The following is a 15,189-nucleotide window of genomic DNA, read 5'->3' on the forward strand; positions in this document are numbered from 1 at the left end:
GTCATTAATAGGGGAAAAATACGCCATGAACTAACTACCATACAAGTATGATTTAAAGGATTTGCCGGGGAAGATCACATTTCATCGCGTAATGAGGGAAGGGAGAAGGGGGGAACCGGCGGAGGGCGCAGCAGGCTGGCTGCGCCCAGGGATCAGAGAAAGAGCGGCTTAGCCCAGCAGCTCGCAGTTGGGCGGCAGGCGGCATTCAATGGCGTTCGGCAGCACTTCGATGCGGAAATGGGTGCCCTTCAGCGGTTCGCCGTCGAGGTTAAAGGTGATCTCGTGCGGCGCATTGATTTCCAGCCACGGCAGCGCGGCGCTAACCACGTTTTTGTTTTCCTCGCCGTTAACCAGGCTGGCCACCAACGCCGGCAGCAGTTCGTCTGCGATCAACAACCTCAGTTGCAGCAGCCCGTCATTGATTAATGCGTCCGGGCACAACTGCTGGCCACCCCCGGCCTGCTTGCCGTTGCCGATGCCAATCACCAGCGCGTCTCCGGACCACTGGAAATCCGGCCCGCGGATCTCGCAGCGGTCGGCTTTCAGCGTATCCATGCGCAGCAAGCCATGAATAAAGTAGGAAACGCCGCCCAGTGCAGCCTTTAATTTTTCCGGTGTCTCGGTGGTGATGCGGGTGCCGAAACCGCCGGTCGCCATGTTGATAAAGTAGCGCTCGTCATTGACCTTCGCCAGATCGATCGACACCGCGCGGCCTTTCATCGCCAACTGCAACGCCTGTTCCGGCATCAGCGGGATATTGCAGGCCACGGCGAAATCATTGGCGGTGCCCAACGGCAGTACGCCCAGCACCGGACGGTTGCCCGCAGGCAGTGCTGTCAGCGCGGCGGCCACTTCGTTGATGGTGCCGTCGCCGCCGCCGGCAATCAGGGTGGCGACCCCCAGTCGGCAAGCTTCCTTCACATAGCGCGCTGCGTCACCCTGTTCCCAGGTCACGCGGACGTGCAGGGTTTGGCCCTCATCCCGCAGCTTTTGCACCGCAAGGCGCACTTCTTCGTTGCCGGCGCCTTTGCCATTAATGATAAGAAGCGCTGACGTGTGTTGACTCATTCCCTCTCTCCCGGCTGACAAATGCTTTGGCCTGAAACGATAAACTACAAGTGGAGAGCAGACCATCAGAATATTCAGTTAATTCTGATTATCGTCGATAGCCCAGCGATTATTTCTGAATGATTGACTTAATTTAAGATATAGGCACTGTATCAGTGACGAGTTTTTGTTAATGGTTTAATTAATCTCTGTCGTTGGTTTTTATATGGAAGTGTGGAGCGACCTGTTATTAAAATAGATAACTCGACAGTTTTAAATGTCGAAAAAATAGGGAGGATTGTATTGCCGGGTATTGTGAGGACACCAAAGAAAAAGCCAGCCCAAGGGAGATTGGACCGGCTAAGGAGGTGGTTCCTAGTATTGCTATGCAAATATTTTTCATTCTTGGTTTTAAGCAGCCTGATAATAACCAAGCTGAGAAGTCATTGATGTGATCCAATTCTAATATTTACTAAAAATCGCCACCGAAGGGTGGCGATGGGTGTTTTTACGCGGCAGGGCTCGGGGCGTCCGACAAATTTCTGATCAGCAATGCATAATTGAGATCGATATCCTGTGGGATCGGCAAATAAACGATATGGCCGTTGCCGGGTGCCACGTCGATCGCTTCGCCTTTTTTATTTTGCATGCTCTCCAGGGTAAACAACACGTTACCGCCGGGGGTCATCATCTCCACACTGTCGCCGATCATAAACTTGTTTTTCACGTCCACTTCCGCCCAGCCGTCGCGCCTTACGCCGGTAAATTCGCCGACGAACTGTTGGCGTTCGGACAGCGAGGAGCCGTAATCGTAATTTTGCTGGGCTTCATGCACGTGACGGCGCAAGAATCCTTCGGTGTAGCCGCGGTGCGCCAAACCTTCCAGCGTGGTCAGCAGCGTGGGGTCGAACGGCTTGCCTGCGACCGCATCGTCAATGGCGCGGCGGTAAACCTGTGCGGTGCGCGCGCAGTAGTAAAAGGACTTGGTGCGGCCTTCAATCTTCAGCGAATGCACACCGAGTTGAGTCAGCCGCTCTACGTGCTTGATGGCGCGCAAGTCCTTCGAGTTCATGATGTAGGTGCCGTGTTCATCTTCGAAAGCGCTCATGTATTCATCCGGCTTTTGCGCTTCGGAGAGCATGAACACCTTGTCGGTCGGTGCGCCGATACCCAGCGTCGGCTCGACGGTCTGCACCGGGATCGGCTCATGCAGATGCACGATGTTGCCGGTGTCATCCTCTTTGCCTTCTTCCGCCTTGTACTGCCAGCGGCAGGCGTTGGTGCAGGTGCCTTGGTTGGGATCGCGCTTGTTGATATAGCCGGACAGCAGGCAACGGCCGGAGTAGGCCATGCACAAGGCGCCGTGGACGAAGATTTCCAGCTCCATCTCGGGGACCTGGGCGCGGATCTCGGCGATCTCCTCCAGCGACAGCTCACGCGACAGGATCACGCGCGTCAACCCCATCTGCTGCCAGAATTTCACCGTCGCCCAGTTGACCGCATTGGCCTGCACCGACAGATGAATGTCCATCTGCGGGAAGGCTTCGCGCACCATCATGATCAGGCCGGGGTCGGACATGATCAGCGCATCCGGGCCCATGTCGATTACCGGTTTAAGATCGCGCAGAAAGGTTTTCAGCTTGGCGTTGTGCGGGGCGATGTTCACCACCACGTAGAACTTCTTGCCCAGCGCGTGGGCTTCGTTAATCCCCTGTGCCAGATTCTCGTGATTGAATTCGTTGTTACGCACCCGCAGGCTGTAACGTGGCTGGCCGGCATAAACCGCATCGGCGCCATAGGCAAAGGCGTAACGCATGTTTTTCAGCGTTCCGGCCGGGGAGAGAAGTTCCGGTGTAAACATAATGAGTCTCGGTCTGATTTCAGGTCAGTATACCTGTGTCTTTCAAACTGCAGCGTTGTTGACTGCAACATGAAAGCCAGTGGGTATAACGCACCACCAAATGGCGCAGTAAAAGCGGGGGATTGTAGCGGCAGAGCGGCAAAAAATCAGCAGTTAACCGGATTTATTACAGGGGGATTGATCCTGGTCATAAGAAAAAACGCGCGATGACGACCATCGCGCGCCGGGTGACGAAGCTACGCGCTTAAATCGCGCACGTCGGTGCTCGGACCGTTCTTGATCACCGACTGAATGCCGTTTTTCGCCGCGGTTTCAGAACTGTACATTTCACTGACGCCGATCACCTGATGGTTCTTGGCTTTCAGTACAAAGTAAGGTTGATTGCTGGTGCTGTGTTTCAATTCATACTGCGCTTCGTGAGGAGAATTGGTTTGCACCGAGGCAATGCCATTCTCCGCCGAGGCTTTGCTGGCGTACATCTCACTGCCCAAAATGATTTCGCCATTACTGGCTTTCAGGTTGAAGTGGTATTGCCCATTCTTTGCTTTTTTCAGCTCATAGTGACCGATTGCCATGTTTCCTCTCCTGTGGGTTCCGATAAGTGATGTAAGTGTAGCCAATAGCTTGAAATTGGGCGGCTAATAAACATCCCTTGCGCAGCATAGCTTAAAAAAGACGCAATTTTTTTGCGTTGGCGTTGAGTTTCTTCAGCAAGGGGCGCCAAAGCACGGGAAGCTAATGGCGATCCCGATGCCCAAATTGCGCAGCTTGCCGCACATTGGATAACGCGGTATTCCGCTGGAGGGCATTGCGCGTTAAGGTTTGCCGCATTGCAAAACAATGCGATTAAAAAACAAGCGAAGCATTTGGATATCGACGCTCAACAGGCATATTCTTGGAAAGGAATTCGTCAAAAGGAGTCAGGGATGGAAAGAAACGCAAAGCAGTTTAGAGACGGCAAAAGCCAGGTTAACCCGGATAATTGGGATTTATTGCTGGCAATGATCGCCAAAACAGAGATGCCCCATGATTTTCTGACGGCTGAGGAACGCCGGCAGGAGGTTGTTGACCGCGACCCTTTTCGGAGCGCAGCCAGTTTACCCTCCTTATAGCCCGTTTATCAGCCGACAAGGCTCGGATTCCCAGCGATAACCCACGCCGTATACCGAGCGAATAAACGACTTCTCGCCGTCGATCAGCTCCAGCTTGCGCCGCAGGTTTTTGATATGGCTGTCGATGGTTCGGTCGGTGACTACCCGGTAGTCGTCATACAGATTGTTCAGCAACTGCTCACGCGAGAAGACGTTGCCCGGCTGGCTGGCCAGGGTTTTCAACAGGCGGAATTCCGCCGGGGTGAGATCCAGCATCTGGCCCTGATAGCTGGCCTGAAAGCGCGGTTCGTCGATATGCAGCTGTGTTTCTTCCTGCTGGTTTTCCAGCGGCCGGTAGCAGCGGCGCAAAATGGTTTTCACCCGCGCCACCACTTCTCGCGGGCTGTAAGGCTTGCAGATGTAATCGTCCGCGCCAATCTCCAGCCCCAGCAAGCGATCGATCTCCTCAATCTTCGCCGTCACCATCACCACCGGGATATCGGTAAAACGGCGTAACTCGCGGCATACCGTCAGCCCGTCGCTGCCCGGCAGCATTAAATCCAGCAGGATCAGCGCCGGGGAGTGTTCATGCACCGCCGGCACCACTTCGCTGCCGTTGGTCAGCCAGCGGGTGGCGTATCCCGCGGCCTGCAGATAGTCCACCAACAGCTGGCCCAGCTTGGGTTCATCTTCAACAATCATGATTTGCAACGGCTGATTCTGGGATTCCATCATGGCGCCTTATTCATTATCGGGGTGGCAAATTCTACTGTAATCTGCACGCCGCCCAAAGGCGAGTGCGCAGCAAAGATCCGGCCGTTGTGGGCTTCCACGATGTTTTGACAGATCGACAACCCCAGGCCGGAACCGCCGCTGGCGCGGTTGCGCGAGCCTTCGGTGCGGTAGAAGCGTTCGAAAATGCGCGCCAGCTGTTCGTCGGTGACGCCCGGCCCGCTGTCCCGCCAGTAAAGCCGTAACCGGCCCGGCAACTGTTCTGCGCCAATCTCCAGCTTACCGCCGGCGTCGGTGTAGCGCAGGCTGTTCTCCAGCAGGTTGTTGAACAACTGATTGAGACGATCGGGATCGCCGAACAGCGGCGCCTGTTCCGGCAACAGGGTGACGATTTCAAGCCCTTTGGCGCGAAAACGTTCGCGGAAGGCGGCGACCGCAATTTGCAGCAAATGCACGCAGTCCACCGCCGATTTACGGTAAGCCAGCGCGCCGAGATCGGACAGCGAAAGCTGATGCAGATCGTCCACCAGCTTGGTCAGGGTGGTAACTTCCGCCTGCAGCGAGCTGAGTGAAGCCTGCGTCGGCTGGCGCACGCCGTCCTGCAATGCCTCCAGTTCGCCGCGCAGCACCGCCAGCGGGGTGCGCAGCTCGTGCGACACGTCGGCCATAAAAGCGCGCCGCATCTGCTCGTTCTTTTCCAGCGAGGTGGCGAGCTGATTGAAATCCTGCGCCAAGCGGCCAAGCTCATCCTGGCTGTCGACGGTCACGCGGGTGCTGAAATCACCGGCCGCCAGCCGGTGGGTGCCGGCGACCAGCCGTTTGACCGGTGCCAACAGCCCGCGCGACATCAGCCAGGTCACCGCCGCCGCCAGCAGCGTGGAGAGTGCGACGATCATCCAACTGGTGCGTTTTTGCTGCTGATCGAAATTGATATCGGTATTGCGGGTCAGCCGCTCGACCGGCGTGGTGATCACCCAGCCGACGATTTCGTTGTTGTAGCGGATCGGGTGGCGCGGGCCTTCTTTGGGCACCGGGCCGGAATGCCCCACCAGCCGGTTGAACTGGTTGTCCACCACCCAAAACTGAGTGCGCCAGCCTTTGGGCGGCAGATTGTGGCTGCTGTCGCTGTTTTGTTCGAACGAACGCATGATCTGGAAAACCACCTGATCGTTATTGCGCAGGAAAGCCCAGTTGCCGTGTTGGCTGTACTGCTCTTCCAGCGCTTCGCTCAGCATGTTGGTGCGCTGCTCGTTGCTGTGCTTGATGTAGTCGATGAAGCCGCGTTCAAAGCTGACGCGCACCCCCCAATGCATGGTGATCAACACCAGCATGCAGGTGGCGAAGATGGCCAGGAACAGTTTCCCGGTAATGCCTATTCTCATTTTTGTAACCTCGTTGAGCCGGTGCCCGGCTCTTTGGTCAGCGTACGGTTTGGCGCGCTATCCGGCGGTACGCGGGCGAAGGCGAGCGCGGGCAGGGCAATGATTAACGCCATACAGCCGTAGCTGTAAATAAATGCGCTGTGTATCGCCGGGCTGTCGGTGATCACCTGGTGATGGGCAAAGCTGCCAATCAGGATCCCGGCGATGCTGACGCCGAGGCTCATGGACAGCTGCATCACCATCGACAGCAGGCTGTTGCCGCTGCTGGCCAGGCGGTCCGGCAGATCTTTCAGCGTCAGGGTATTCATTGCCGAGAAGCGCAGCGAGTTGACCATGCCCTGGAAGAACAGCACTACCGGCAGCAGCCAGATCCAGCCGATCATCGCCACCAGCGGGAAGCTCAGGCTGATCAACGCCAGCATCAGCGTGGCGGCCACCAGCACGTTGCGGTAACCGAAACGGTTAACCACCCGTACCACGATGCGTTTCATCCCCATGCTGCCGATAATCATCGGGATCATCATCAGCCCGGCGTGGAACGGGGAAAACCCCATGCCCACCTGCATGAACAGCGGGGTCATAAACGGCAGCATGCCGCTGCCGATGCGGCCCAGCAGGCTGGCGGTCAGCCCCACTTTGTAGGTTTGGGTCCTGAACAGCCGCAGGGAGAACAGCGCCCGGCCGTTACCGCGCGCATGCCACCAGTAACCTGCCAGCGCCGCAATGCCCATCGCCACCAGCCCGGCGATAGTGGCGATGGACAACCCCATGCCCTTGTGGCCGTCAAGCGCCAGCGTCAGCGTCGCCATCCCTATCGCCAGCATGATAAAGCCGCCGACGTCGAAGCGCCGGGTCTGCATGCGGTAGTTGGGCATCAGCAGCAGCGTGGCGATGGCGCCGACAAGGCCGACCGGGATATTGATCAGGAAAATCCAGTGCCAGCTGGCGTACTGCACCAAAAAGCCGCCCAGCGCCGGCCCCATCAGCGGGCCGATCTGGCCGGGCAGGGTGACGAAGGTCATCGCCGCCATATATTGCTCGCGCGGCACGATCTTCATTACCGTCAGGCGGCCGACCGGCACCATCATTGCGCCGCCGATGCCCTGGATCACCCGCGAGGCGATCAGCTCATTCAGGGTTTCCGAACGGGCGCACAGGATTGAACCCAGGGTGAACAGCACGATGGCGCTGAAAAACACCCGCTGCACCCCAACCCGGTCCGCCAGCCAACCGCTGGCGGGCAGCATCACGGCTACCGTCAGCACGTAGGAGACGATCACCGATTGCATGCGCAGCGGGTTCTCCCCCAGGCTGGCGGCCATCGACGGCAGGGCGGTATTGACGATGGTGGTGTCCAGCGTCTGCATAAAGAAGCCGAACGCCACGATCCAGAGCTGCCACTGTACTGAGGCGGTGCGTTTTATGATCATCAGTCAACCGGGTTAATCATCAATGAGGCAACGGATCCAATTTCTTGCCGCGCCGGAACTTCATCTGCAGCCGGTCAAAATACAGATACACCACCGGCGTGGTGTACAGCGTCAGCAACTGGCTCATGATCAAACCGCCGGCGATGGTGATGCCGAGCGGCTGGCGCAGCTCCGCGCCGTCACCGCTGGTCAGCACCAGCGGCAGCGCGCCGAACAGCGCCGCCAGCGTGGTCATCATGATCGGCCGAAAACGCAGCAGACAGGCCTGGAAAATGGCTTCTCGTGCGGCGATACCGCCGTTGCGTTGTGCATCGAGGGCGAAGTCGACCATCATGATGGCGTTCTTCTTCACGATGCCGATCAACAGCATAATGCCGATCAACGCGATCAGGCTGAAGGGGGCGCCAAACAGCTCCAGCGCCAGCAGCGCGCCGACCCCGGCGGAGGGCAGGGTCGACAAGATAGTCAGCGGGTGAATATAGCTCTCGTAGAGTACGCCGAGCACGATATACACCGTGGCGATCGCGGCGGCGATCAGGAACAGCTGGGATTTCAGCGTGTCCTGGAATACCTGCGCGGTTCCGGCAAAGGCGCCGCGCACCGTGGACGGTACGCCGAGCGTCGTCATGGCGCGTTCCACCGCGGCGGTGGCGTCTGACAAGCTGCCGCCGTCCGGCAGATTAAAGGAGATGGTCGAGGCCGCCGACAGCCCCTGATGATTGACTGACAACGGCGCATTGGCCGGCTGCCAGCGGGCGAAATAGCCCAGCGGGATCGCCTTGCCGTCTTTGTTTATCACGAACATCTTGTCCAGCGAGCTGACGTCCTGGGTATAGGGCGGCGCCACTTCCATCACCACCTTGTACTGATTGAGCGGCTGATAGATGGTGGAAATCTGCCGCTGGCCGAAGGCGTTGTTCAGCAGGGCGTTGGCGTCGGAGACCGAAATGCCGAGCCGTGCCATGGTTTCACGGTCGTAGATCAGATCCATCTCCGAGCCTTTGTCTTGCTGATCGGAGTTGACGTCCGCCAGCTCCGGCAGCGCGGCCAGCGCGGTACGGATTTTCGGTTCCCATTCGCGCAGCGCGGCGAGATCGTCTGCCAGCAGCGTGTACTGGTAGCTGGCGTTGGATTGCCGGCCGCCGACGCGGATGTCCTGCACCGCCATCAGGAACAGGCTGGCCCCCGGTTCTTTCGCCAATCGGGCGCGCAGCCGGGCGATCACCTTCTGCGCGTCATCGCTGCGTACCGAAAGCGGCTTCAGCGAGATAAACATCGACCCGCTGTTGGTGCGCGAACCGCCGGTAAAACCGGTGACGTTTTCCACGTCCTTGTCTTCACGCACGATCTTCATGAAGTCTTCCAGTTTCACGCGCATCGCCTGGAAGGAAATGCTCTGGTCGGCCTGGATAAAGCCCAGCAGGCGGCCGGTATCCTGTTCCGGGAAGAAGGTTTTCGGGATGCTGACATACAGCCAGACGTTGAGTGCGATGGTGGCGAAAAATATCGCCAGCACCCACCGCGAGTGGCCGAGCACCCAATTCAGCGAGCGGCCGTAGCCCTGTTGCAAGGCCAGCAACATTTTGCCGAAGCCGCGAATGCGCCGCTGCGCGCGCGCCGGCTGGTGGCGCAGCAGGTAGGCGCACATCATTGGCGTCAGCGTCAGCGAGACGATCAGCGACAGCCCTATCGACACCGACAGGGTGACGGCGAACTCGCGAAACAGCCGCCCGGGCAGGCCGTCCATCAGCAGCAACGGGATAAACACCGCCACCAGCGACACGCTCATCGACAGCACGGTAAAGCCGACCTCTCGCACCCCTTGCAGCGCGGCGTTGAGCGGTTTCATGCCGGCCTCGACGTGGCGCGAGATATTCTCCAGCACCACGATGGCGTCATCGACCACAAAGCCGGTGGCGATGGTCAGCGCCATCAACGACAGGTTATTCAGGCTGAAGCCGCACAGGTACATGGCGGCGAAGGAGCCGATCAGCGACACCGGCACCGCGACCGCCGGGATCAGCGTGGCGCGGCCGGAGCGCAGGAAGATGAACACCACCAGGATCACCAAACCTATGGCGATCACCAGCGACTGCTCCACTTCCGCCAGCGAGGCGCGAATGGTCGGCGAACGATCCTGGGCGATATTCAGCTGGATTGACGCCGGAATACTGTCCTGCAACGTCGGCAACTCGGCGCGAATGCGATCGACGGTTTCAATGATGTTGGCGTCCGGCGCGCGGCTGATCGCCAGAATAATCGCCGGTTTGGCATTGGTCATGCCGGCGTTGCGCACGTCCTGGACCGAGTCTTCGACCTCGGCCACATCCCCCAGCCGCACTGCCGAGCCGTTGTTGTAGTGGATAATCAACGGCCGATAGGCGTCGGCGGTTTTCAGCTCGTCATTGGCCTGTATTTGCCAGCGCTGCTGCGGGCTTTCCACCGAACCCTGCGGCCTGCGCACGTTGGCGCCGCTGATGGCCTGGCGCACGGCGTCCAGCGATACGCCCTGGTTGAACAGGGCGGTCGGGTTCAACTCCACCCGCACCGCAGGCAGCGAGCTGCCGCCGACCGAGACGTCGCCCACGCCTTCGGTCTGGGCGATTTTCTGCGCCAGTTGGGTGGAGGCAAAGTCGTACAGTTGGCCCTGGCTGTAGGTTTCCGAGGTCAGCGTCAGGATCATGATCGGCGCGTCGGACGGGTTGACCTTACGGTAACTCGGGCGGTTCGGCATGCCGGTGGGCAGCAGGCTTTGCGCGGCGTTGATCGCCGCCTGCACGTCGCGGGCGGCGCCGTTGATATCGCGATTGAGATCGAATTGCAGGATCACCCGCGTGCTGCCCAGCGAGCTCATCGAGGTCATCTCATTGACCCCGGCAATCCGCCCCAGTGCACGTTCCAGCGGCGTCGCCACCGACGAGGCCATGGTTTCCGGGTCGGCGCCCGGCAGCGAGGCGCTGATCGAAATCACCGGGTAATCGACCTGCGGCAGCGGCGAGACCGGCAGCAGGCTAAAGCCAATCACGCCGCTGATGGCTATCGCCAGCGTCAGCAGCGTGGTGGCGACCGGCCGGTAGATGAACAGGGCGAAGAATTTCACGGCAGCTCCTGCGCATCAGGCTGGCGGCGGGTGTTGCGCGCCAGTTTGTCAAACAGCAGGTAGATCACCGGCGTGGTGAACAGCGTCAGGATCTGGCTCATCACCAGCCCGCCGACCATACAAACTCCGAGCGGGTGACGCAGCTCTGCGCCGGCGCCGGTGCTGAGCATCAGAGGCAGCGCGCCAAGCAAAGCGGCCAGCGTGGTCATCAGAATCGGCCGGAAACGCAGCAGACAGGCCTGATAAATCGCGTCGTACGGCGTCATGCCCTGTTCACGTTCGGCGGCCAGCGCAAAGTCGATCATCATGATGGCGTTTTTCTTCACGATACCGATCAGCAAGATGATGCCGATAATGGCAATCACGTCCAGCTCGCTGCCGGCTATCATCAGCGCCAGCAGCGCGCCGACCCCGGCGGTCGGTAGGGTGGAGAGAATGGTGACCGGATGAATAAAGCTCTCGTACAGTACGCCCAGCACGATATACATCGCCACCACCGCCGCCAGGATCAGCCACAGCGTGCTGCCCAGAGCTGCCTGGAACGCCAGCGTTGCGCCCTGGAACTGGGTGGTGATGTCTTTCGGCATGTTGAGGTTTTTTTCCGCCAGGGTGATGGCGTCTACCGCTTCGCCCAGCGAATGGTTGCCTGCAACGTTAAACGAGATGGTCGCCGCCGGGAATTGATCGAGATGGTTGACCGACAGCGGCCCAAAGCGTTCCTCGATTTTGGCGATGGTGCTCAGCGGCACCGTGGTGCCGTTGCTGCTGGTCAGGCGGATATCGTTCAGCGCCGCCAGCCCCGGCGTGGTGCTGACATCGTGCTCCAGCACCACGCGATACTGGTTGGCCTGGGTGTAAATGGTGGAGATCAGCCGCTGGCCGAAGGCGTTGTACAGTGCGTTATCCACGTCGCTCATGCTGATGCCAAGGCGCGAGGCCGAATCGCGATCGACATTCACGTAAGCCACCAGCCCCTGATCCTGCCAGTTGCTGGTTACGTCCGCCAACTGCGGCGTCTGTTTCAACTCGGCCATCAGTTTGGGTACCCACAAGCTGAGATCGTCCAGCGACATCGCCTGCAAGGTGAACTGGTATTGCGTACGGCTGACCTGGGTGTCGATGGTCAGATCCTGCACCGGTTGCAGATACAGTTTCACGCCGGGGAACTGCGCGCTCTGCTGTTGCAGACGGGCGATGATCGCCGGAATGCGTTCACTGCGCTCGCTCAGCGGTTTAAGGTTGATCTGCAAACGGCCGCTGTTGAGCGTGGCGTTGTTGCCATCGACGCCGACGAACGACGTCAGGCTTTCCACCGCCGGGTCTTTGAGGATTTCCGCCGCGACCTGCTGTTGGCGTTCGGCCATATTGCTGAACGACACCGTCTGCGGCGCTTCCACCGTGCCCTGAATGATGCCGTTGTCCTGCAACGGGAAGAAGCCTTTGGGGATCAGCAGATACAGCAGCACCGTCAGCGCCAGAGTGCTCAGCGCCACCCCGAGCGTCAGCCACGGGTGGTTCAACACGATTTTCAGCCACTTGCCGTACTGCGCAATCACCCGGTCGAAGAAGCGCTCGGAGGCGGTGGAAAAGCGGTTCTGCTTGCGCAGCGATTCGTGGCTCAGCATGCGCGCGCACATCATCGGCGTCAGCGTCAGCGACACCACGGCGGAAATCAGGATCGCCACCGCCAGCGTCACGGCGAACTCGCGGAACAGCCGGCCAACGATATCGCCCATAAACAGCAGCGGAATTAATACCGCCACCAGCGAGAAGGTCAGCGAGATGATGGTGAAGCCGATTTCGCCGGCGCCTTTCAGCGCCGCGTCGAGCGGTTTTTCACCCTTTTCGATATAGCGCGAGATATTTTCGATCACCACGATGGCGTCATCGACCACAAAACCGGTGGCGATGGTCAGCGCCATCAGCGTCAGGTTATTGATCGAGAAATCGAGAAAATACATGGCGGCAAAGGTGCCGACCAGCGACAGCGGTACCGCGACGCTCGGGATAATGGTGGCCGGCACGTTGCGCAGGAACACGTAAATCACCATCACCACCAGCGCGACCGCCAGCAGCAATTCGAACTGCACGTCGTTGACCGAAGCGCGAATGGTGGTGGTGCGATCGGTCAGTACCTTGACGTCCACCGACTTCGGCAGGCTTTTGATCAGCTGCGGCAGCATTTCGCGAATGCTGTCGGCGGTGGTGATCACGTTCACGCCCGGCTGGCGCTGAATGTTCAGCACGATCGCCGGCTGCTTGTTAGCCCAGGCGGCCAGGCGGGTATTTTCCGCCCCCTGCTCGATGGTGGCGACATCCTGCAACCGAATGGCCGCGCCGTTTTGGTAGGCGACAATCAGCTGGCGGTAGTCGTCGGCGGATTTCATCTGATCGTTAGCGGAAAGCGTCACCGAACGCGTCGGCCCGTCCAGGCTGCCTTTGGCGGAGTTAACGTTAGCGTTGCCGATGGCGGTGCGGATGGTTTCGCTGTCCAGACCGTAAGCCGCCACCGCCGCGGCGTTGAGCTTCACGCGCACCGCCGGCCGCTGGCCGCCGGAGAGGGTAACCAGACCTACGCCGGTCACCTGGGAAATTTTTTGCGCGACGCGGGTTTCCACCATGTCTTCCACCTGAGTCATCGGCATGGCGGTCGAGGTGACGGCCAGCGTCATGATCGGCGGATCGGCAGGGTTGACCTTGCTGTAAATCGGCGGGTAGGGCAGATCGTTCGGCAGCAGGTTGGTGGCGGAGTTGATCGCCGCCTGCACTTCCTGCTCGGCGACGTCGAGCGGCAGCTCGAGCTGGAATTGCAGCGTGACCACCGACGCGCCGCCGGAGCTTTGCGACGCCATTTGTTTCAGGCCGGACATCTGGCCAAACTGGCGCTCGAGTGGGGCGGTAATGGCCGAAGTGACCACGTCCGGGCTGGCGCCGGGGTACAGCGTGACCACCTGAATGGTCGGATAATCCACCTCCGGCAGGGCGGAAACCGGCAGGGCGCGGTAGCCGATAATCCCCGCCAGCAAAATAGCCACCATCAACAGCGTGGTGGCGACCGGGCGCAGAATAAACAGGCGGGAGGGGCCGCCGCCGTTAGGTGGCATCACCTGCATCAGGATTTCCCCTGTGCGAGCGGTTGATGGCTTGGTGTGGCCGCCGCCGGAGTGGCCTGCGGTGTTACCACTTCAACCTGCATGCCTTCGGTCAGACGATCGATGCCGTCGGTCACCACCCGGTCGCCGGCGTTCAGGCCGGCGCTGATGACCACCTGCCGGCTGTCCTGCACGCCGGTGGTCACGCGGTGCTTGCTGACCTTGTTGTCTTCGCTCAGGGTCCAGACGAAGTTGCCTTCGTTACCCATCTGCAGCGCGGCGGTCGGGATGACAATCGCGTTATGCAGGGTATCCACCTTCAAGCGGGCGTTGACGAACTGGTTCGGGAACAGCGCGTCGTCTTCATTGGTGAAACGCGCCTTCAGCTTGATGGTGCCGGTCGTGGTGTCAATCTGGTTATCCAGGCTCAGCAGCGAACCTGTCGCCAGTTGAGTCTGGTTGGTGCGGTCCCAGGCTTCTACGCCGATCGGGCCGGCTTTTTGCGCCTTGAGCAAATCGCCGATATTGCCTTCCGGCAGGGTGAACACCACGTCGATAGGGTGGGTCTGGGTGATCACCACGATGCCGGTGGCGCTGCCGCTGGTGATGTAGTTGCCGACGTCGACCAGCTTCAGGCCGACGCGGCCGTCAATCGGCGCGGTGATGCGGCTATAGGTGATTTGCAGTTTGGCGCTGTCGACCGAGCCTTGATCGGCTTTGATCGCGCCTTCGGTTTGTTGCACCAGTGAGAGCTGGGTGTCCAGATCCTGACGTGAAACCAGGTTGGTTTTCGCCAGTTGCTGGTAGCGCGCCAGATCTCGCCGCGCATTGGCGAGCGTCGCCTGGTCCTTGGCCAATTGCCCCAGAGCCTGCGTCAGTTGCACTTCAAACGGGCGCGGGTCTATTTCGACCAGCAGATCGCCGGCTTTGACCTGTTGGCCTTCGGTAAAGTGGATAGCCATCAGTTGGCCGTCGACCCGGCTGGTGACGGTGACGGTATTGGCGGCGGTGGCGGTGCCCAACCCGGAGAGATAGCGCGGTACCGTCTGTTCGGTGGCGGTGGCCGCCTGTACCGGCGACATCGGCGCTCCGCGTCGGCCGCCCGCAGGGGCTTTGCTACCACCGGCGTGACGGGCGGCAGCGGCAGTATCGGTTGCGGGAGCAGCAGCATTGAAGTGACGCCAAATCAGAACGGCGGCAATGACCACTATCACCACAACCAGCAGGCGCGGCAGCAGTGAACGACGTTGGGTTTTTGCATTCATGGTGGCGAAAATTCTCTCCAAAAGGCAGGGGTGCGGGCATTCATTGCCACAAAAGTTACACTCCTTACAGAATACTAGTTTAGCCAGTAAAGACGGCATAAAAATGAAGGAAATATGGAGGAAGCGTCAGCATCATCTAATAGAGTGTCAATTTTATCCTGCTATGTTTATAAGCGGCCGGCTTTGACT

At 59.5% G+C, this 15,189-nt stretch carries 10 protein-coding genes; 1 reads left to right on the forward strand and 9 read right to left on the reverse strand.

The annotated features are described in order from the left end of the window. Positions 1-168: 168 nt before the first annotated feature. From yegS to V2S86_RS01035, 3 genes are all read right to left on the reverse strand, one after another. Entirely contained in the window at positions 169-1,068 is a 900-nt protein-coding gene (gene yegS / locus V2S86_RS01025; protein WP_330760856.1) for a lipid kinase YegS, read from the reverse strand. 487 nt (positions 1,069-1,555) lie between these two features. Further along, positions 1,556-2,908, reverse strand: coding sequence for a prephenate-dependent tRNA uridine(34) hydroxylase TrhP (trhP, locus tag V2S86_RS01030; protein WP_330760857.1), 1,353 nt, complete (start codon positions 2,906-2,908; stop codon positions 1,556-1,558). A 236-nt stretch (positions 2,909-3,144) separates the two neighbouring features. Then, the gene (locus tag V2S86_RS01035) at positions 3,145-3,483 is read right to left on the reverse strand and encodes a YegP family protein (RefSeq protein WP_126484534.1); all 339 of its coding nucleotides are present in this window, start codon (positions 3,481-3,483) and stop codon (positions 3,145-3,147) included. 255 nt (positions 3,484-3,738) lie between these two features. Between V2S86_RS01035 and V2S86_RS01040 the strand changes: the two genes are divergently transcribed. Beyond that, positions 3,739-4,020 carry a hypothetical protein gene (locus tag V2S86_RS01040; RefSeq protein WP_330760858.1) on the forward strand — a complete coding sequence of 94 codons (282 nt, stop codon included), beginning with the start codon at positions 3,739-3,741 and terminating at the stop codon, positions 4,018-4,020. On the opposite strand, the gene baeR is transcribed toward V2S86_RS01040, so the two are convergent. The 6 genes from baeR to V2S86_RS01070 are packed head-to-tail and all read right to left on the reverse strand — an operon-like array spanning position 4,015 to position 15,000. Then, positions 4,015-4,731, reverse strand: a complete 717-nt coding sequence (baeR, locus tag V2S86_RS01045; RefSeq protein WP_330763130.1) for a two-component system response regulator BaeR — start codon at positions 4,729-4,731, stop codon at positions 4,015-4,017. The two genes, V2S86_RS01040 and baeR, sit on opposite strands and share 6 nt — an antisense overlap. Beyond that, positions 4,731-6,113, reverse strand: a complete 1,383-nt coding sequence (gene baeS / locus V2S86_RS01050) for a two-component system sensor histidine kinase BaeS (protein ID WP_330760859.1) — start codon at positions 6,111-6,113, stop codon at positions 4,731-4,733. The genes baeR and baeS overlap by 1 nt, the downstream gene beginning before the upstream one ends. Beyond that, positions 6,110-7,543: an MFS transporter gene (locus tag V2S86_RS01055; RefSeq protein ID WP_330760860.1), complete on the reverse strand. Its 1,434-nt coding sequence runs from the start codon at positions 7,541-7,543 to the stop codon at positions 6,110-6,112. Before V2S86_RS01055 ends, baeS begins: the two co-directional genes overlap by 4 nt. Before the next feature lie 19 nt (positions 7,544-7,562). Continuing rightward, positions 7,563-10,643, reverse strand: coding sequence for a multidrug efflux RND transporter permease subunit MdtC (mdtC, locus tag V2S86_RS01060; RefSeq protein ID WP_330760861.1), 3,081 nt, complete (start codon positions 10,641-10,643; stop codon positions 7,563-7,565). Further along, positions 10,640-13,756 (reverse strand): MdtB/MuxB family multidrug efflux RND transporter permease subunit, encoded by a 3,117-nt coding sequence (locus tag V2S86_RS01065; protein WP_330760862.1) that lies wholly within the window; start codon positions 13,754-13,756, stop codon positions 10,640-10,642. Before V2S86_RS01065 ends, mdtC begins: the two co-directional genes overlap by 4 nt. Beyond that, positions 13,756-15,000 carry an MdtA/MuxA family multidrug efflux RND transporter periplasmic adaptor subunit gene (locus tag V2S86_RS01070; protein WP_330760863.1) on the reverse strand — a complete coding sequence of 415 codons (1,245 nt, stop codon included), beginning with the start codon at positions 14,998-15,000 and terminating at the stop codon, positions 13,756-13,758. Before V2S86_RS01070 ends, V2S86_RS01065 begins: the two co-directional genes overlap by 1 nt. Positions 15,001-15,189 lie beyond the last annotated feature (189 nt).

This window comes from Serratia sp. C2(1) (assembly GCF_036352655.1).
Classification (GTDB): Bacteria; Pseudomonadota; Gammaproteobacteria; order Enterobacterales; family Enterobacteriaceae; genus Serratia; species Serratia inhibens.

Excerpts from the sequence above, each read along its gene's own strand:
- V2S86_RS01065 (WP_330760862.1), bottom strand. The coding sequence starts at position 13,756 with ATGCAGGTGATGCCACCTAACGGCGGCGGCCCCTCCCGCCTGTTTATT.
- V2S86_RS01055 (WP_330760860.1), bottom strand. The coding sequence starts at position 7,543 with ATGATCATAAAACGCACCGCCTCAGTACAGTGGCAGCTCTGGATCGTG.
- baeR (WP_330763130.1), bottom strand. The coding sequence starts at position 4,731 with ATGGAATCCCAGAATCAGCCGTTGCAAATCATGATTGTTGAAGATGAA.
- trhP (WP_330760857.1), bottom strand. The coding sequence starts at position 2,908 with ATGTTTACACCGGAACTTCTCTCCCCGGCCGGAACGCTGAAAAACATG.
- V2S86_RS01070 (WP_330760863.1), bottom strand. The coding sequence starts at position 15,000 with ATGAATGCAAAAACCCAACGTCGTTCACTGCTGCCGCGCCTGCTGGTT.
- V2S86_RS01035 (WP_126484534.1), bottom strand. The coding sequence starts at position 3,483 with ATGGCAATCGGTCACTATGAGCTGAAAAAAGCAAAGAATGGGCAATAC.
- yegS (WP_330760856.1), bottom strand. The coding sequence starts at position 1,068 with ATGAGTCAACACACGTCAGCGCTTCTTATCATTAATGGCAAAGGCGCC.
- baeS (WP_330760859.1), bottom strand. The coding sequence starts at position 6,113 with ATGAGAATAGGCATTACCGGGAAACTGTTCCTGGCCATCTTCGCCACC.